17 protein-coding genes and 1 pseudogene are annotated in these 18,278 nt (G+C 65.4%); 6 read left to right on the top strand and 12 right to left on the bottom strand.

Annotation, left to right across the window (positions count from 1 at the left end; translation table 11 throughout):
- Positions 1-15: 15 nt before the first annotated feature.
- Positions 16-693, top strand: a complete 678-nt coding sequence (locus tag VH499_RS13695; protein ID WP_332053298.1) for an arylesterase — start codon at positions 16-18, stop codon at positions 691-693.
- Positions 659-1,204, top strand: coding sequence for an RNA 2',3'-cyclic phosphodiesterase (gene thpR, locus VH499_RS13690; RefSeq protein WP_332053297.1), 546 nt, complete (start codon positions 659-661; stop codon positions 1,202-1,204). The genes VH499_RS13695 and thpR overlap by 35 nt, the downstream gene beginning before the upstream one ends.
- Positions 1,205-1,218: 14 nt before the next feature.
- Here the strand turns inward: thpR and VH499_RS13685 are convergent, their stop codons facing one another.
- Both VH499_RS13685 and VH499_RS13680 read right to left on the bottom strand, forming a co-directional pair.
- The gene (locus VH499_RS13685; RefSeq protein WP_122403506.1) at positions 1,219-1,368 is read right to left on the bottom strand and encodes a hypothetical protein; all 150 of its coding nucleotides are present in this window, start codon (positions 1,366-1,368) and stop codon (positions 1,219-1,221) included.
- A gap of 20 nt (positions 1,369-1,388) precedes the next feature.
- On the bottom strand, positions 1,389-2,432 hold the full coding sequence (locus VH499_RS13680; protein WP_332053296.1) for a hypothetical protein: 1,044 nt from the start codon (positions 2,430-2,432) through the stop codon (positions 1,389-1,391).
- An 85-nt stretch (positions 2,433-2,517) separates the two neighbouring features.
- On the opposite strand from VH499_RS13680, the gene VH499_RS13675 reads away from it, so the two are divergent.
- Positions 2,518-4,683 carry a N,N-dimethylformamidase beta subunit family domain-containing protein gene (locus VH499_RS13675; RefSeq protein ID WP_332053295.1) on the top strand — a complete coding sequence of 722 codons (2,166 nt, stop codon included), beginning with the start codon at positions 2,518-2,520 and terminating at the stop codon, positions 4,681-4,683.
- On the opposite strand, the gene VH499_RS13670 is transcribed toward VH499_RS13675, so the two are convergent.
- Positions 4,655-5,182 carry a low molecular weight protein-tyrosine-phosphatase gene (locus VH499_RS13670; protein ID WP_332053294.1) on the bottom strand — a complete coding sequence of 176 codons (528 nt, stop codon included), beginning with the start codon at positions 5,180-5,182 and terminating at the stop codon, positions 4,655-4,657. The two genes, VH499_RS13675 and VH499_RS13670, sit on opposite strands and share 29 nt — an antisense overlap.
- Before the next feature lie 17 nt (positions 5,183-5,199).
- Between VH499_RS13670 and VH499_RS13665 the strand changes: the two genes are divergently transcribed.
- A complete protein-coding gene (locus VH499_RS13665) occupies positions 5,200-6,990 on the top strand; it encodes an acyl-CoA dehydrogenase family protein (RefSeq protein WP_332053293.1) in 1,791 nt (596 codons plus the stop codon).
- 148 nt (positions 6,991-7,138) lie between these two features.
- Here the strand turns inward: VH499_RS13665 and VH499_RS13660 are convergent, their stop codons facing one another.
- The 5 genes from VH499_RS13660 to VH499_RS13640 are packed head-to-tail and all read right to left on the bottom strand — an operon-like array spanning position 7,139 to position 13,215.
- Positions 7,139-8,170 (bottom strand): CobW family GTP-binding protein, encoded by a 1,032-nt coding sequence (locus VH499_RS13660; protein ID WP_332053292.1) that lies wholly within the window; start codon positions 8,168-8,170, stop codon positions 7,139-7,141.
- Positions 8,167-9,789 carry an amidohydrolase family protein gene (locus VH499_RS13655; RefSeq protein WP_332053291.1) on the bottom strand — a complete coding sequence of 541 codons (1,623 nt, stop codon included), beginning with the start codon at positions 9,787-9,789 and terminating at the stop codon, positions 8,167-8,169. Before VH499_RS13655 ends, VH499_RS13660 begins: the two co-directional genes overlap by 4 nt.
- Before the next feature lie 17 nt (positions 9,790-9,806).
- Positions 9,807-10,925 carry a CoA transferase gene (locus VH499_RS13650; protein WP_332053290.1) on the bottom strand — a complete coding sequence of 373 codons (1,119 nt, stop codon included), beginning with the start codon at positions 10,923-10,925 and terminating at the stop codon, positions 9,807-9,809.
- A complete protein-coding gene (locus VH499_RS13645) occupies positions 10,922-12,061 on the bottom strand; it encodes a CoA transferase (RefSeq protein ID WP_332053289.1) in 1,140 nt (379 codons plus the stop codon). The genes VH499_RS13650 and VH499_RS13645 overlap by 4 nt, the downstream gene beginning before the upstream one ends.
- Positions 12,058-13,215: an acyl-CoA dehydrogenase family protein gene (locus VH499_RS13640; RefSeq protein WP_332053288.1), complete on the bottom strand. Its 1,158-nt coding sequence runs from the start codon at positions 13,213-13,215 to the stop codon at positions 12,058-12,060. The genes VH499_RS13645 and VH499_RS13640 overlap by 4 nt, the downstream gene beginning before the upstream one ends.
- A gap of 125 nt (positions 13,216-13,340) precedes the next feature.
- Between VH499_RS13640 and VH499_RS13635 the strand changes: the two genes are divergently transcribed.
- Both VH499_RS13635 and VH499_RS13630 read left to right on the top strand, forming a co-directional pair.
- A complete protein-coding gene (locus VH499_RS13635; protein ID WP_332053287.1) occupies positions 13,341-13,904 on the top strand; it encodes a mismatch-specific DNA-glycosylase in 564 nt (187 codons plus the stop codon).
- A complete protein-coding gene (locus VH499_RS13630) occupies positions 13,901-15,055 on the top strand; it encodes a DUF1254 domain-containing protein (RefSeq protein WP_332053286.1) in 1,155 nt (384 codons plus the stop codon). Before VH499_RS13635 ends, VH499_RS13630 begins: the two co-directional genes overlap by 4 nt.
- Here VH499_RS13630 and VH499_RS13625 read toward each other — a convergent pair.
- The 4 genes and pseudogenes from VH499_RS13625 to VH499_RS13610 form a co-directional block, all read right to left on the bottom strand.
- Positions 15,048-15,866, bottom strand: coding sequence for a carbohydrate ABC transporter permease (locus VH499_RS13625; RefSeq protein WP_332053285.1), 819 nt, complete (start codon positions 15,864-15,866; stop codon positions 15,048-15,050). The two genes, VH499_RS13630 and VH499_RS13625, sit on opposite strands and share 8 nt — an antisense overlap.
- 28 nt (positions 15,867-15,894) lie before the next feature.
- Positions 15,895-16,824: a sugar ABC transporter permease gene (locus tag VH499_RS13620; RefSeq protein WP_332053284.1), complete on the bottom strand. Its 930-nt coding sequence runs from the start codon at positions 16,822-16,824 to the stop codon at positions 15,895-15,897.
- Positions 16,821-17,861, bottom strand: coding sequence for an ABC transporter ATP-binding protein (locus VH499_RS13615; RefSeq protein ID WP_332053283.1), 1,041 nt, complete (start codon positions 17,859-17,861; stop codon positions 16,821-16,823). The genes VH499_RS13620 and VH499_RS13615 overlap by 4 nt, the downstream gene beginning before the upstream one ends.
- Before the next feature lie 127 nt (positions 17,862-17,988).
- Positions 17,989-18,278 (bottom strand): annotated as a pseudogene (locus VH499_RS13610) (carbohydrate ABC transporter substrate-binding protein); the annotation flags it as partial.

Genomic DNA, 18,278 nt, shown 5'->3' with positions numbered 1-18,278 from the left:
CTCCGGAAAGAAGCGATGAAGCTCGACAAGGGATATGGTCGTTTTGTGGCAGCGGTCAATTTGCTGCTGGCGGTTCTTTTTTTCCTGGTCCCCGCGCAGGCGCAGACCTCACAGGTCAAGCTCGCGGTTCTCGGTGACAGTCTGGCGGCCGGCTTCGGCCTCAAGCCCACGCAAGCCTTTCCCGCGCTTGTCGAGGCGGCGCTGAAGGCCCGGGGGCGCAACGTCACGGTGCTGAACGACGGCGTGTCGGGCGATACATCGGCCGGAGGACTCGACCGGGTCGACTGGATCCTCGGCGACAAGCCCGACATCGTGCTGGTCGAGCTTGGCGCCAACGACGCCCTGCGCGGCGTCGATCCGGCCACCACCGAGCGCAACCTTGCCGGCATCATCGAGAAGCTGAGGGAGGCTGGTGTCACGGTGTGGCTGGCCGGGATGATGGCGCCGCGCAATCTCGGCTCGGACTACGTCCAGTCGTTCGACCGGATCTACAGTCGCCTTGCCGCCAAGTACGAGGTGCCGCTCTATCCGTTCGTGCTGGATGGCGTGGCCCAGAATCCGGCGCTCAACCAGCCCGATGGACTCCACCCCAACCCGAAAGGGGCGGAGGTGATCGCCGAGCGCATGCTGCCGTTCGTCATCAGGAATCTCGATCGCTATGCCGCGTCTGTTCATCGCCCTGCCCGTCCCTGAGGAAGTCTCCACCGAGCTGACCGCGCTGCAGTCGGGCGTGCCCGATGCGCGCTGGGTGTCGGCAGAGAATTTCCACGTCACCCTCTGCTTCGCGGGCGAGGTGCAGGGCGGCGTGGGGCGCGATCTCGAAGAAGAACTGTCCGACATTGCCGCGCCGCCCTTCCCGATCACGGTCGCCGGCGTCGATCAGTTCAGCAGCGGCAAGCAGCCCAAGGCGCTGGTCGCGATGGTGGAGAAGTCGGAGCGGCTCGATTGGCTGCAGCAGAAAGTCTGCACGGTAGCGCGCAATTGCGGCATCGGCGTCGAGCGCCGCAAATTCCGTCCACATGTTACGCTCGCCCGCTTCCGCAACGGCGCCGAGACTGGTCATCACATCGCCCAGTTCATGGCAAGCCACGCCCGCTTCCGCGCCGGACCCTGGATCGTCGAGCATTTCTCGCTGTACTCCAGCCGCCAGGGCCGCAACGGCTCGATCTACACCGAAGAGGCGGCCTACAGCCTCGTATTCTGAGGCCGCGCCGGTCCTCAATGCCGTTTGAAGTATTGGACGGCGCGTTCGTGCTTCTCCGCGGCGGCGCGGCTCTTGAAGGTGCCGAGATTGCGGCGTTTGCCGGTCTTGGGATTGACCTTGCGCGAATAGAGCCGGTATTCGCCCGAGGCGAGCTTGCGGATCATGGGGGACTCTCCGTGATGTGTCAGACGAACGTCAGCAATCGCCGCGGGTTGCGCACCAGGATCGCATCGATCTCGTCCTCGCTGTAGCCGCGCCGTCGCATCATCGGCACGACATTGCGGAAAATGTGGCCGTAGCCGTGCCCACCGAAGCTCGCAAGCCTGGTGCGGTAACAGATGTCGTGACTGATCACGACACGATCGAGATGACCATGCTCGATCAGGGTCCGGATCAGCCTGAGCCGGCTCGCGTCGTTCGGCATGTCGATATCCGAGAGACCGTAGTAGCTCGACTCCTGGCCGAACAGATCGAATTCGATCGTCACACCCGAGTCGGCTAGCCGCAGCAGGCGTGGATCGTCGAAGATCGTGCGGTCGATGTGGCTGATGACGATGCGCTCGGTCGGATGGCCGGCCGCCGCGATGAAGTCGGCCACCTCCTGCGGCTGGTCGGGATCGCGCCCGGGATGGACGTTGATCGCCGCTCCCGTCTCCGTTGCGGCGATCAGTGCCGCCTGCATCACGCGCTTTTCGGTTTCCGTCCACGGCGCAGTGCAGCCGATCTCGCCGATCATGCCGGCACGCACGTCTGTGCCCCAGGCGCCCTTCAGGATCTGGCCGATCATCTCCTCGGCGAAGTCCTCCACCGTACGGCCATGATTCTTCGGATCCTGGTACTCGTTGACGTAGTAACCGCAGCCCATGACGAGGTGGACGCCGGTGCCGGCCGCGATGCGCTGCAGGCCGCCGGGATCGGGCGAGAGGCCGCCGCATGTCAGCTCCACGACGGCGTCGCCGCCTTCGTGCTTCATCATGCGGACCTCGCGAGTGGCGATGTCCTCGAGGTCGAGCATGTATTTGCGGCCGGCCCGCTTCACGCCGCGTCCATAGTTGATCTGCCAGACATTCTCGAGGGTGATATCCGGCCCGAGATCATTGTCGCCACGCGAGGATGGCGGACGAAGGTCGCACAGTACATGTTCGTGCATCAGCGTGCGGCCGAGCGTGGCGGGTTCGATCGGGCCGAGCACGGTCTGGATCTTTCCACGCAGGTCTTCGCGGGTCATGTGAGCTTCAAACTCCCGGCGATCTTCACCATGGTATTCCTCCTCGAATTCGGGCGACTATATCGGTGCGGCCGGGGGAGACAACGTGACTGCACCGCTGACTGGCTATGCCGACCGGATTTCCGCCCGGGTCGGTGAAAAGATCGCCTTCAAGGTCTCGAGTGTCGGGCCGGAGCCCTATCATGTACGGCTGGTGCGCATCGTGCGCGGCGATCCAAATCCGGCGGGCCCTCCGCCCCGGCTCGAGGATCTCTCCCACTACTTTGCCGAGCGGTTTCCATCGCGCGAACAGCGGGCTTGGCCGGGCTCCTATGCCCTGATCGATCGCGCGGCGACGCTCAAGCCGTTCGCAGCGCTGTCGCTCGAAGCGTTGATCTGGCCGACACTGCCCCAAGATGGGCCGCAAACTGTCATCTCCCGACGCGATCCCGCCACTGGCGCGGGCTTTTCACTTCTGGTGACAGCCGACGGCATGGCACTGGAGGTCGGCGACGCGAAGGTCATCGTCGGCAAATCGTTGCGCGCCCGCACGTGGTATCGCGTGTGGGCCGACGCCGATCCGACGACGGGAGTTCTGCGCGTCGGCCAGCAGCCGCTGAGACGCAGCCATGCCGTGGAGGACGAAGGCACGGCGACGATGATGGCCCCGACACCCTTGGCGCTCGACGCCGGGCAGCCAATCGTGATCGCGGCCGAGCTGGCTGCGGATCGGCCCGTGCATCGCTGCTTCAATGGCAAGATCGAGGCGCCGTCGATGACGGGCGTCGCAGAGTGGGATCTCGCGCGTCGCATGGACACGATAGAGATCGAGGACACCGGTCCCAACGATCTTCATGGCCGGCTGGTGAATTTGCCGACGCGGGCGATGAAGGGGGCTGGCTGGACCGGCGTGGAACGCGACTGGCGCCGGGCCCCGCACCATTATGCCGCCATCCACTTCCACGACGACGATCTGCACGACTGCGGTTGGTCGGACGACTTCACCTTCACCGTTCCTGAAGGCCTCAAGAGCGGCATCTATGGCATGGCTCTCGCCTGCGGCCCGCATCGCGACACCATTCCGTTCTTCGTCCTGCCCGCGCGCGGCAAGCCGCAGGCCAAGGTCTGCTATCTCGCTGCGACCTTCACCTATCAGGCCTACGGCAACCACAGGCGCGGCCTGTTCGACGCGGCATTCCGCCAGCGCGTCGCCGACTGGAATGCCTTCGCCCACAATCCCGACGAACATGCGGACTACGGGCTCTCGACCTACAATCTCCATCGCGACGGCTCGGGAACCGCCTGTGCCTCGCTGCTCAGGCCGCTTCTCACCTGGCGGCCCGACTATCTCTATTTCAATGACGACATGGGCTCGGGCGTGCGCCACCTGCCGGCCGATACGCATCTCACCGGCTGGCTCGATCGCATGGGGATCGCCTTCGATGTCGTCACCGATCACGATCTCGACCGCGAGGGCGAAGGCCTTCTGGCGCCCTACAAGGTCGTGCTCACCGGTTCTCATCCGGAGTACCACACCGAGCGCACTCTCGACGGCCTGCAGCGTTATGCCGACGGCGGCGGCCGCCTGATGTATCTCGGCGGCAACGGCTTCTACTGGCGGGTGGCACTGTCCGAGAAGGTCCCGGGCGCCCTCGAGGTTCGGCGGACGGAGGGCGGCATCCGTACCTGGGCCGCCGAGGCCGGCGAGTATCATCACGCGCTGGACGGCGCCTACGGCGGCCTGTGGCGGCGCTCCGACCGGCCGCCCAATCTCCTCTGCGGCGTCGGTTTCTCGAGCCAGGGCACGTTCATCGGCAGCAGCTATCGCCGCGCTCCCGCCTCACGCGACGGCCGCCATGCCTGGATGTTCGACGGCGTGAAGAACGATCCGTTTGGCGGGTTCGGCCTTTCGGGCGGCGGTGCGGCGGGTTTCGAGATCGACCGGTTCGACCCCCAGCTCGGCGGCCCGCCCAACACCGTCGTGCTGGCCTCGTCCGAAGGGCACGAGCGCAAGGACTATGTCGTCGTGCACGAGGAGAGGCTGGGGTTCACCACCACCATTTCCGGGCAAACGCTGGAACAGCTCATCCGCGCCGACATGGTCTATATCGAGAAGCCGGCGGGAGGCGCCGTGTTCTCGGTCGGTTCGATCACCTATTGCGGCAGCCTGCCGGTCAACGATTTCGACAACGACATCTCGCGCCTCACCTTCAACGTCGTGAACCGCCTGGGCGAGCTCGGCGTCAGCTGGCCATTTCCAGCAAAGGCTTGAGGGTCGCGAGCAGGCCGGCGCAGCCTTTCTCGATGAGATCCAGCGCTTGCTCGTAGTTGCGCGCCCGGCCACCGTAGGGATCGGGAACATCCAGGGTGCCCGCCTGCGGCGCGAACTTCAGGAACATCTGCGGCCGGTCCACGAGATCACGCGGCGCCATCCAGCGCATCACTGCGAGATGGCTGCGATCCATCGCCAAAGGATAGTCGAAACGTTCCAGATCCGCATTGATGAGCAGCCGCGCGCGATGGGACGACAGATCGTAGCCGCGCCGCTTTGCCGTCTCGATCGCGAGCGGCGATGCCGGCTGGCCGATATGTCCATCGAACGTCCCCGCTGATTCGATCCGGAATGCGTCAGCGAGGCCTGCGCGCTCGGCCATGGCACGCAGTACGCCCGCCGCCGTAGGCGAGCGGCATATATTGCCGGTGCAGACGAAGAGAACACCGATGGTCATGGCCTGCGACCCTAGCACAGCGCTAGATTGCGCCTGCACCACGATTGCGGGAGGGAAGCATGCCCGACATGGCCGGCAACACGACCAAAATGCCGCACGGCGCCCACCACATCGCGCCGGACATCCACGGCCAGAATTTTTATGCGATCGACCGGCAGTTCCAGGACCTGCTGTCGCTTTATCTCGAGCCCGGCCTGCGCGCTGCGATGACGCCGCATTTCGAGCGGCTGGGTGAGCTGGCCGGCAATCGTCTCGACGAGCTCGCGCAGATCGCCGACAGGCATCCGCCGGTGCTGCACCCGCGCGACCGCTTTGGACGGGACGAGGATTGGATCGACTACCATCCCGCCTACCGCGAAATGGAGAAGATCGCCTTCGAGGAGTTCGGCATGCACGCCATGAGCCACCGGCCGGGCGTGCTCGGCATGACGGCGCCGGCCCATCCGCTGGTGAAATACGGCATCACTTATCTGTTCGTGCAGGCCGAGTTCGGCCTGATGTGTCCGGTCTCGGTCTCGGACACCTCCAACTTCATCATCAAGCGCTATGGGTCGGAGGCATTGAGGCGGCTCCTGCTGGACCCGCTCCTGAGCCAGGACCCGAAGACCATGCTCAAGGGCACGCAGTTCATGACCGAGAAGGCTGGCGGCTCGGATGTCGGCGCAATCGAGACCGAGGCCGAGCGGATCGGGGTCGGCGCCGACGGCGTGGAGCGGTGGAAGCTCTACGGTCAGAAGTGGTTCTGCAGCCATGCCGACGCCGATGTCGCGGTCATGCTGGCGCGGCCGCGCGGCGCGGCTCCGGGCACGCGTGGGCTGGCGCTGTTCGCCCTGCCGCGCCGACTCGAGGACGGCTCGCGCAACAGCTACCGGATCGTGCGGCTGAAGGACAAGCTCGGCACACGCTCCATGGCCTCGGGCGAGATCAATATCGATGGCGCCACGGCCTATCTCATCGGCGACGTGAACCGCGGCTTCAAGCAGATGATGGAGCAGGTGAACCTGTCGCGGCTGAGCCACGGCGTGCGTGCTGCGGCGATGATGCGGCGCTGTCTGAATGAGGCGCTGGCCGCCGCGCGCGGCCGACGTGCCTTCGGCCATGCCGTCGCCGAATATCCGCTGCTACGTCGGCAGCTCATGAAGATCATGCTTCCAGCCGAACAGGCGCTTTCCATGTACGCCTTCTCCGCCGATGCGATGGGCAAGGCGAATGCCGGCGATGCGGAAGCGGCGGACCTTCTGCGCATCCTCACGCCGGTCTACAAGTTCAGGGCCTGTCGCGACAACATTCCGGTCGCGAGCCACGCCCTCGAGGTACGCGGCGGCATCGGCTACATCGAGGAATGGGTGACCGCCCGTCTGGTGCGCGACGCGCAGATCGGCACGTTGTGGGAAGGCACGTCAAACATCAATGCCCTCGACGTGGTGCAGCGCGCGGTTGGCAAGTCGGGCAGCCACAAGACGTTGATGTCGGCGCTCAAGGCCAGGTACGAGCCGAGCGGCAGCGTACCTGGCCAGTACAAGGGCCTGCTCGGGGCGACGCTCGACCGTGTCGGGCGCTTCGCTGAAGCGGTGGCAAGCGATCCGCGGCACGAGAAGCGCGCGCGGCTGGCGGCCGGCGCCCTCTATCACGCGACGACAGCAGCCCTGCTGGCCTGGGAAGGCGCCACGCTCGGTGCCCAAGGCGGCGACGCACGGCGCCTGTTACTGTCGCGACTGGTGATGGAGCACCGCCTCGCGCCGCAGGATCCGCTGTCGCTCAATGAGCCCGCCTGGGAGCAGGAAGCGATGGACCTGCTGCTGTCTGATCGGCCGGTGCCGCTGGCGAAGGCGACAGTTCTGCTGTCCTGATGCGCCGGCGGAGTTATAGCCGGCCGCGAAGGCGGGTGCGACATAGCGATGGCGGCGGCACTGGCCGCATGTCGATGATGCACGCCGCGCATCGGGTGTTTGCCGAGCGCCGCGACGAGGACCTACGCGGCTGAACTGGTGTCGTGGGCTAAGACCAGGCCACTGAAATCGGCGACAGCGCTCCCGCGTGCGGAAGCGTCTGAGGTTCTGTCCACGACGAAAGGGCGAACAGCCCGGTCGGCGCGACCGCCTCCAATTCGGCTGCCTGCAGGTCACGCACGATGATCACCACGAAGAGGGGTGGTGTCGCTTGAGGCTCGCCGAACAGCCGCGGCGCGGAGAAGGCCGTGCCGACGCTCTGGACGAGTACCGGGCGTTCGCATTCTCTTACGCGCACCAAGCCCTTCAGGCGCAACAGCCGCTCACCCAATGCGCCCGCGAGATTGTCGAGCCAGGTCGCGAGGTCGTCATACGCAAGGACGGCGATCGGACGCGCCAAGCGCACGGCGATCCGGGCATGGGTCGGTCGAACCGCGACCTGCGGCATCACTGGCATCGGCGGGATGCCCGCGAGCGGCGCGAAGGCGGCTGCTACCGCATGGTCGCGCTCGGCCATCGCCACGATTTCCGACAGCGGATTGAAAGCAGCGATCTCTTCCCGGCGCCGCACCAGAGTTTCGGACGGGACGGCATCGGCCTTGGTGACGACGATGCGGTGGGCGGCCGCCCATTGTGCCGCCGCCTCCTCGAATGCGGCCGTTGCCGCGCCGCGCGTGGCATCGAAGGTCGCGAGCACCGAGACGCGCAGGCGATAGGATGCGAGGCCCGCGAGCTGGCGCAGGACGGGGCCGGGCTTGGAAAGGCCGCTGGTCTCCAGCACGATGCGGCGCAGCGGTCCGGAAGCGCCTGGCCGCTCGGTCGCGAGCAACCGGTCGATCGTATAGGCGAGGTCGCTGCCGGCCTGGCAGCATATGCAGCCGTTCGACAGCGTGGCGATGGGCGTCTCGCCCCGCTCCTCACGCAGGATCACATCGTCGAGCCCGATTTCGCCCACCTCGTTCACGATGACCGCCGTGTCAGCCGCCTCGGGACCAGCCAGGAAGTCGCGCAACAGGGTCGTTTTGCCCGACCCCAGGAAGCCGGTCAGGACGATGAAGTCGGGCCCGATCGCGCCGTTCACTCGGCCGCCTTCTGCTGCAGCGCATACTGGGCTGGCACCTCCTCGACCCAGCTCGCCTTCACCAGTTCGCGCACGTCGGCCAGCAGCTCGGCCGTGTCGTAGATCATGCCGTCCTTGATCGTGTACTTGAGGCCGCGATGCCATTCGACGCCGTTCGTTGCGTCGTTGAAGCGCATCGCACCTGTTCCATAGAGCAGTTTGAAGTCGGTCAGCGGATTGTAATCGTGTATCAACACGTCAGCATACTTGCCGACTTCGAGCGTACCCAGCTCGTCCTCGATGCCACACAACGCTGCCCCCTGTGACGTTGCCGAGCGGATGACTTCGAGCGGATGGAAGCCCGCTTCCTGCAGCAGCTCGAGCTCGCGGATATAGCCGAAACCGAAGATCTGGTAGATGAAGCCGGAGTCGCTGCCGGTGCAGACACGGCCGCCGCGGTTCTTGTATTCGTTGATAAAAGTCATCCAAAGCCGGTAGTTTTCCTTCCACTCGACTTCGTTGGTGGTCGACCAGCGATACCAGTAGGAGCCGTGTCCGCCGCGCTGCGGTGTGAAGTAGTCCCACATGGACTTCCAAGTATACTCCTTGTGCCAGTCGGCCTGGCGCGCGCGCATCAGGTCGCGATTGGCGTCGTAGATGGTGAAGGTCGGCACGAAGGTGAAGCCGATCCTCAGGAAGCTCTCCATCACCTCGTTCCACCTGGCCGAATGGGGCTCGGCGCCCTGCTTGAACATCTGGCCGGAGACCGAGAAGCGGAAATACTCGTCGTTGTAGTCGTAATCGAGCGGAAAGTGCTGGACCACGCGATCTTCGAACAGCGCTTCGGGCAGGCCGTAGTAGTGCTCGGCGCTCGTCAGTCCCCAGCGTGCGGTCGTGAGCGCGTTCATGCGCGTTACGGCCATCTGCGCGTGATGGCAGCCCGACCTCAGGCCGAGCTTGCCGCATTCGTCCAGCGCCGCCTCCATGATGGCGGGTGGCGCGCCGAAGAACTTCACGCCGTCGGCGCCGCGCTCCTTGAGTTTGCGCAGCCAGGCACGGCCCTCGTCAGGCGTGTGGATCACCTTCAGCATGTCGTTCACGGCGGGGAAATAGGCATAGGCCAGCAGCCGTGGCGCGGCGATCGTGTTCTCGGCCGAGCGCTTCTTCTGGTCGAGCATCCAGCCCAGACCGTTCATCGAGCCCATCTCACGCACCGTGGTGACACCATGGGCTAGCCAGAGCTTGTAGACGTAGTCGACCGGAGGCACCCAGCCATTGGCCGAGTGATAGGCCACGCCCGCATGGGCATGGCAGTCGATGAAGCCCGGCGTCACCCATTTGCCACGGCAGTCGATCTCATGATCGCCGGGCGGCACGCGACTGGCGGCAGTGGCGAGATTGCCGATCGCCTTCTTCATCAACGTGATGCGGTTGTTCTCGATCACGATATCGGTCGGCCCAATGGGCGGCGCGCCCGTGCCGTCGATCACCGTGGCGCCGCGCAGCACAAGGCGTTTGAAGGGACCGATGCCGCGGTCCCGCCGTGTCGCGGGGGTGATGACGGGCTGCCCCGCCTTCTGGCGCGTCGCCGCCAGTTCATCACCCGGAAGCGCTGCATTGGGGGTCTGTGTATCGGTCATGGCGATGTTCCCTGGAGTCAGGAGGCCACGCGGTGGCCAAGCATTCCGTCCGTATGCTCGCCCAGCAGCGGCTCGCGAAAAAGAGGCTGTGAAGGCTCATCCCTGAAGCGCACGACGGGAGCGAAGTGTTTGCGACCGTCGCGGGCTGTCAGCACGGCGCCGCGCTTCAGGAGATTCGGATCGGCGATGGCTTCGGGCAGCGTGTTCACCGGTCCGTAGCAGATGTCGAGTGTCGCCAGCCACTCCATCCAGTGCGCCAGCGGCTTCTGGCGGAAGGTAGCCTCGAGGAATTCCATCACCGGCTTCTGATGGGCGCCGGGCCATTCGCACAGCGGCACCCATTCGGCCTTGCCGAGCGCGCCCAAAAGGTTCTTGACGAACTTCATCTCCTGGCCGGCCAGCACGAGCTGGCGGCCATCGGCAGTGTCGTAGATGCGGTAGAACGCCGAGCCTCCGGTCGTGCGCTGCTGCTTCACGTCGGGCTGCTTGTTCTCGGTGAAGGCCGTGCCCACGACGTTGGCGCAAGAGGCCATCAACGCCTCGTGCATGGAGACGTCGATATAGTCGCCCTTTCCGGTGGTTTGCCGTCGCAGCAACGCCATCAGTACGCCACTCAGCCCATGCAGCCCGCTCACCACATCGGCGATGGGAATGCCCGGAATCGCCGGCCGGCCGTCGTCGCCAAGGGTGAGACTCAGTACACCCGTCATCGCTTCGAGCGCCAGGTCGTGGGCGGCGCGGCCGGGATAGGCGCCGTCCTGACCGAAAGCCGAGATCGAGCAATAGACGATGCCGGGGTTCTTCGCCTTTACAGCCTCATAGCCGATGCCGAAGCGGGCCGCGACGCCCGGCCGGAACGACTCCACGATGATGTCGGCCTCGGTGCAGAGACGAAACAGATCAGCGCGGCCCCGCTCATTCTTGAGATCGAGCACCACGCTCTTCTTGCCGCGCGCCATGTTGCGGAAAAATACGGAGCTGCGCTCGTCCTGCGGCCGGATATGGCGGCCGGGATCACCCTCGCCAGGTGGCTCGATCTTGATCACCTCGGCGCCATGATCGGCGAGCGCGGTGGTGAGATAGGGCCCCGGCAGGAACCAGGAGAGGTCGACGACCTTGATGCCTTCGAGCTTCATGACGGCTTGCCCAGCAGTGATTCGTTGTCGGCCCCGAGCGGTGCGCAGGCCGACTGCTCCAGGCGCTCGCCATCGATGCGGATGGGATTGGCGAGTACCCGCAGTTGGCCCTTTTTCGGATGGGGCACGGAAGAGACCATTCCGGAGGCGCGCGCGAAGTCGCTCTCGAGCGCGTGGTCGAGGCGATAGACCGGTGCGGCCGGCAGGAGTCCCCTGAGCTTCGCCAGCCATTCGCTGGTCCTGCGCGTGCGGAAGGTCGGATCGAGGGCTTCCGTGAGCGCAGTGCGGTTGCGCGCGCGGGCGTTGGGATCGGGAAAGCGCGGATCGTCCAGAAGATCGGCGCGGCCGATCGCCCCGCACAGGGACAGCCAGAATTTCTGGGTCATGCACATGATAAAGATCCAGCCGTCCCTGGTCGGGAAGGTCTGGACCGGCGCCAGCGACAGATGGGCGCTGCGCGGCAGGCGCGGCGAGACGTCGCCTTCGTTGAGATACCACACACCCGGATAGGTGAGCTGGTGCATGGCGACGTCGAAGAGGCAGGTATCGACGTCGCAGCCCTTGCCGGTGGAGCGGGCCCGCAGGAGACAGCTCAAAAGGCCGACAATGCCGGTGAGGCCGCTCATGCTGTCGATCATCGACACGCCGACGCGGGCCGGCGGCCCGTCGGGTTCGCCGGTCAGCTCCATCAGGCCGGCCTCGGCCTGCATCAGGAAATCGTAGCCCGGCCAATCCTTGCGCTCGCCGACGCGGCCATAAGCCGAGATGTGCAAGCAGACGATCGACGGCTTGACGGGTGCGAGGTTCGCATAGTCGATGCCGAGCTTGGCAGGCTGCGTCCCGCGGAGATTGTTCACGACGCAATCGGCGGTCCTGACCAACGTCTCGAACTGCCGCCGACCCTCGGACGACTTGATGTCGAGCGCGACGCTCTTCTTGCCGAGATTCCAGGCTTGGAAATATTCGCTGTCTGCCGGGCCGAGCCTGTGCGGTCCGACCTGGCGGCTGGGATCGCCTTCCGGCGGCTCGATCTTGATCACATCGGCACCGAGCTCGGCCAGGAACATCGTGCCATAGGGGCCGGCGCCGAACTGCTCCAGCGTCAGAACGCGAATCCCTTCCAATGGCTTGTTCATACGATGGCGTTCCGCTTCAGCCACTGACGGGCGATGATCAGCCGCTGCATCTCGTTCGTGCCCTCGCCGATGCAGGTGAGCGGCGCGTCGCGATAGAGCCGCTCGATGTCGTACTCCTTGGAGTAGCCGTAGGCGCCATGGATGCGCATCGACTCGGTGCTGTTCTCCAGCGCCGCCTCCGAAGCGAAATACTTGGCCATCCCGGCCTCCATGTCGCAGCGCTCGCCGCGGTCGAACGCCTGTGCGGCATCGAGCGTCAGCAGCCGTGCCGCACGCGCCCGGGTCGCCATCTCACCGAGCTTGAGCGCGATCGCCTGGTGTTCGGCAATCGGCTTGCCGAAAGTCTTTCGCACTTGCGCATAGCTGGTGGCAAGCCTGAGCGCGCCTTCGGCGATGCCGACGCCGCGCGCGGCCACGTTGATACGGCCGAGCTCTAGGCCGCCCGCAACCTGCGTGAAGCCGCGGCCCTCCACCTCGCCGATCAGATGATCAGCGGGAATACGATAGTCCTCGAACACGAGCTCGCCAGAATCGATCGATTTGTAGCCGAGCTTTTCGAGCTTGCGGCCGACCTTGAAGCCCGGCCCCTTGGGCGCGATGAAGAGACTCATGCCGGAGTAGCGCGGCTGAGCTTCCGGATCGGTCTTCACCAGGAGCGCGAAGCAGGAACCTTCGATGCCGTTCGAGATCCAGGTCTTGGTGCCGTTGATGATGTAGTGGTCGCCTTCGCGCCGTGCCGTCATGCGGATCGCCTGAAGATCGGTCCCGGCGTCGGGCTCGGTGAGCGCCAGCCCGCCGCGGATCTCGCCCGAGGCGAACCTGGGCAGCCAATGCCGCTTCTGCGGCTCGGTGCCGAATTTCTCCACCGCCAGCGCCAGCATCAAGTGGGAGTTGAAGATGCCGGTGATCGCCATCCACACCGAGGAAATGCGCATCACGATCTCGGCATAGGTCGTGGCGGGCAGGCCGAGCCCGCCGTAGTCCGGCGACACGGTGGCGCCGAACAGGCCAAGCTCCTTCATCTGCTCGACGATGCCGGCCGGCCACTTGTCGGCATGGTCGAATTCCTTGACGCGCGGCGCCACCTCCCGCGCGATCCAGCGATCGATGGTCGCCAGAAGCTGCGTCTCGTCGGCCGCGTCGATCTTGTTCATGCGATTCCTCCGTGAGCCATCATGCCCGACGGATGCCCGCGGACAAGGTCTCAACGCGCCGGCATTTCGCGCACGATCCATTGCGACGTCTGTTCGCCATGCCGCCGTTGAGGCATCATGTTTCGATGGAGCGCGGATTGCTTCCCGAGAGACGCCGCCTCAGCGGACAGAAGCACTTGGTGCCGGATCTACTCGCGCCCGGGCTCGATCTCGTGTTTTGCGGCACTGCTCCCAGCCCCGCCTCCTATGCCGCCCGCGCCTACTACGCCAATCCCGGAAATGCCTTCTGGGCGACTCTCCATGCCGTCGGTCTCACACCCGAACGGCTTCCACCCCGGCGCTATCCCGAGCTCCTGACCTGGGGCATCGGCCTTACGGACCTGAACAAGACCGAATATGGCTCCGATCACGAACTGAGCGCTCATGCCATGGACGCAGAGGGCCTGCACACCAAGCTGCGCAAATACCGGCCGGGGGCGGTCGCTTTCACCAGCAAGAATGCCGCCTCACTCGGGCTCGGCAGAAAAGCCCCGACCTATGGCCGCCAGACCGAGACGCTGGAAGGCGCCATTGTCTTCGTGCTGCCTTCGCCGTCCGGCCGCGCTCGCTCGTTCTGGACGCTGGCGCCTTGGCAAGCAGTCGCCGCGTTCACCATGGAACGGCGACTGCAGCGGGAGCAGCGGGCATGAGCCTCGGCCGGCGCGCCATGCTCGTCGGTGCCACCGCGGTTGCGGCCCGCCCCGCGCGCGCCGTCGACCGAAGCACCCTCCGGCAGCTTGCCCGCCGCGCGGCCATTTACCTCACGCCGTTTTCCCGGATGTTCGCTCGTCGTCACCACGATGCGGTCGAGCAGGGCCGGAGGCTCAACAGCTTGACCTGGCGCGATCGCCCCGTTGACGGCGTGCTGGCCGGCGCTGCCTGGCTCGATCTGTCCGTGGGCCCGCTGTTCCTCACGCTTCCCCCTATGGGCGAACGCTTCTACAGCGCCGCCTTTATCGACCCATCCACCAATGTCTTCGGCCATGTCAGCAGCCGCGTATCGGGCAAAACGCCACCGCCTTGCATGATCGGAGGTCCGTCCTGGGACGGCGTTGCCGAAAGCGACGTGACGCCGTTGCGCGCGCCGGCGAGCACAATGTGGCTTCGCCTGCGCATCGCTGTCGAAGACTCCGAGCGCGACCTCGAGATCGTGCGAAACCTGCAGGCGCGCAGCCTCCTGGAGACGCCCGACAAGCGCAACGAGCGACGCATCCTCGAGATGCGCGAGCTGATGCGCTTTCGCACCGACGCGCCCCCCGAGCCGATCGTCGACTGGGACGCGCCGCGCCCCGGCGAGCGGTTCGATCTATTCGATACCGGCCTTGCGTTCCTGGCCGACTGCCAGCTCTCGGAGAGCGATCGCGAAACGCTGGACGGCCTGGCGGCCCTGCGGCTGCATGCGGGCCGCCGTTTCGACGCGCGAGCCTTCGCCGATGCCGAGCGTGACGCCATTGCCGCCGGCCTGGCCGACGCAGCGGTCGAAATCGCTACCGCTGGCCCGTCCTTCGGGACGGTGGTCAACGGCTGGCGGTATCCAGGCGGCAATCTCGGCCGGTTCGGGACCGAGTACCTCTATCGCGCCTTCATCGCCACGACCGGCCTTGGCGCGCCCGTGCCGGCCGAGAGTCTCGACCTCGTGGCCGAGGTCGACGGCCAGTTCGAGCCGCCCTCGCCCCTGCCGGCGCGCGCCGTCCGCTGGCTGGCGGAACGGCGCATCGCGCGCTTCTTCCAACCGGACGCCGAGCTGCTCGACGGACGCTACCACCTGCCGGCCCCGAGAGCGGCAGTCGCGCCTACTTGACCGCGCCGCCGGTGATGCCGCTGATGAACCGGTCGAGGAACAGGTTGTAGGCGATGGCGACCGGCACGCTGGTGATCAGCGCAGCCGCCATCAACTCGCCCCAGTAGTACACATCGCCCCGCACGAGATCGGTCGCCACGCCGAGCGTCACCGGCTTCTGGTCGGACGAGGAAATGAAGGTGAGGGCGTAGACGAACTCCTGCATCGTGAGCGTGAAGGCAAAGATCACGACGGTGAGGATCGCAGGGAGCGACAGCGGGAGGATCGTCTTTATGAACGCTCCCAGCATCGTGCAGCCGTCGACGATGGCCGCTTCATCGATCTCGCGCGGAATCGACTTGAAGAAGCCCATCAGCAACCAGGTGCAGAACGGGATCGTGAAGGTTGGGTAAACGACGACCAGCGACCAGATCGAGTCCTGCAAGCCTAGCCAGGAAATGACCCGCGACAGCGACAGGAAGAGCAGCGTCGGCGGCACCAGGTAGGTGAGGAAGATACCGATCCCGAGATTCTCGGCACTGCGACCCGGCATGCGGGCGAGGCTGTAGCCGGCGGGCAGGGACACAACGAGGGTAATGGCGACGACGCAGACGCCGATGATCGCGGTATTCAGGAGCCAGCGCAGGAACAGCGTTTTGTTGAAGAGATAGTCGAGATGCTCGAGCGTCGGGGCAGCATTGAACCAGTAGGGAATGGACTGGAGATTGTAGAGGTCGCCGTCCGTCTTGAAGGCCGTGATCAGCATCCAGTAGAAGGGGAAAGCTGCGAACAACACCAGCACCACCACGGCGCTGTAAAAGGATCCCGTCAAGCCAATCCGGCGCGCAACCGCATTCATGTCAGATCTCCCGACGCCGCAGCGCGCGAAGCAGTGCGATCACTGCCACCAGCAGGAACGGAAACATGAACAGGCAGATTACGGCACCGTGCGCGACGTCGCCGGACAAGATGCCGACCTGGAAGGCGAGTGAACCCAGCACCTGCGTGCTGTTCATTGGCCCGCCCATGGTCAGGAGATAGACGACGCTGAGATCGGTGAAGGTAAAGACCGTGCCGAAAATCAGCGCGATCACCACGATCGGCGCAATGATCGGCAGGATGATCTGGTAGTTGCGCCGCCAGAAGCCGGCCCCGTCGACGGTCGCCGCGTCGAGGACGTCTTTCGGCACGGAAGCGAAGCCGGCGAGGAAGATGATGACCCCGAACGGGAACAGCCGCCAGGCATGGACAGTCATGACGGCCGCGAAGGCGAGGTCCTGCTGGCCCAGCCACTGCGGCTGGTTGGCGACGTCGACCAGCCCGGCCGCAACCAGGGTCCAGTTGATGACGCTGTAGAGGGAATCGAACATCCACTTCCAGGCGAGCGTCGCCAGCGAAACCGGAACCGCCCAGGGCAATATGACGAGGGCGCGGGCGATGCCCCGGCCAGGAAACTCCTTCATCAGCAGCATGGCGCCGATCTTGCCCAGCAGCAACCCGATGATCTGCGACCCGATGGTGAACAGCAGCGTGTTCCACAAAGTGTGCCAGAAGATCTCGCTCTCGAGCACCTCGTCGAGGTTCTTGAGTCCCACGAACCGGTAGCTGGGATCAAAGATCGAATAGGCGCTGACGCCGTAGTAGAGCGCGAGCAAGAAAGGCAGGCCCACGAGGACCAGCACATAGAGGATCGCCGGCGCGATGAACATCGGCCCCATGACTTCCGCGCGGTCGAGCAGGAAGCGCGGCCGCCGGGCGACGGCGCGGCGGGTCTCGGCAATCGTGGTCATTGCAGCACTCCCTGGCCGCCCTCGGCGCGGCGCCCGTCGCGGCCGAAATAGTGCAGCTCGCTTGCGCGCACAGCGAAGGGGTGGAGGTCGCCGGCACGGATGCCGTCGCTGGCGGCGTGGGCGGGAAGCTTGGCGGTGACCACGCGTTTGGCCTTCATACCCTCGATGGTGCCGTAGAGGACGCGCTCGGAACCGAGATATTCCATGCGCTCGACGCGGAACGGCATTTCCGCCAGTGCGCTGCCGTTCTTCAGCATCTCGCGGGGCAGGAAGTGCTCCGGCCGGAAGCCGAGCGAGCCACCGTCGCGCTCGACGAGATTCATGGGTGGCGTGCCGAGGAAAGTGGCCACGAACTCGTCGGCCGGCCTGTCGTAGATCTCGGTCGGCGTGCCGATCTGACGGAGTCTGCCATGGTCGATCACGGCGATGCGATCGCCCATTCCCATTGCTTCGACCTGATCGTGCGTCACGTAGACCGTGCTGGTTTGCACGGTCTGCTGGAACTGCTTGAGTTCGTTGCGCGCGCTCGTCCGCAGCTTGGCATCGAGGTTGGACAACGGCTCGTCGAGCAGGAACACGGTTGGTTCTCGGACCAGTGCGCGCGCGAGGGCGACGCGCTGGCGTTCGCCCCCCGAAAGCTGCCGCGGCTTGCGGTTGAGCAGATGATCGATGCTCAGCAGCCGCGTCGCCCATTCGACCTTGCGCGCTATCTCCGCGCGCGGCGTGTTCTGGGTGCGCAGCGGGAAGGCGATGTTGTTCGCCACCGTCAGATGGGGGTAGAGGCCGTAGCTCTGGAACACCATGGCGATGCCCCGTGCGCGGGGCGGTACATCGTTGACGACCTCGCCGCCGATCAGGATATCGCCCGAGGTCTGATGCTCTAGGCCGGCAAGGATGCGCAGGAACGTGGTCTTGCCACAGCCCGACGGTCCCAGAAGTACGAGGAATTCGCCGTCGTGCACCGACAGGCTGATGTCGTTCACCGCAAGGACGTCGCCGAATTGCTTCTTGATATGGTTGGCCGCGACTAATGCCATTTGTGTGTTTCCCTGTTTCGTCGGTCGAGCGCGCGAAGGGTTCCGTTCGGGTAGCGCCCGCCGCACTGCGGCGACGCCGGTGGGCGCCACCGCAGGATTCCGACGGATTCGCGGCCGGACTGCGACCTTAGGTGCGGCCGGCCCACTTCTTGTAGATGAGCTCGCACTCCTTGGCCGCCCACTTCACCGCGTCTTCCGGGGTCATCTTGCCGGTCGCGGCCTTGGCCATCATGTCGGGGATGATGAAGTTGTCGGCGACCTCGTCGGCCGCCGGGGTCGACGGTCCCGGATAACCGAAGACAACGCACCAATCATCGGCGGTTTCCAGCACCTTCAGCTTGTCGGATGGATGCGACGACGGATCGTTGGAGAAGATCGGCATCGGCTTCGGCACCAGGTTCGGGAACAGCGGATGAT

This window comes from Reyranella sp. (genome assembly GCF_036558665.1).
In the GTDB taxonomy this organism is placed as follows: Bacteria; Pseudomonadota; Alphaproteobacteria; order Reyranellales; family Reyranellaceae; genus Reyranella.
The sequence above is the reverse complement of the archived record's forward strand: the minus strand, read 5'-3'. Positions and strand labels throughout refer to the sequence as shown.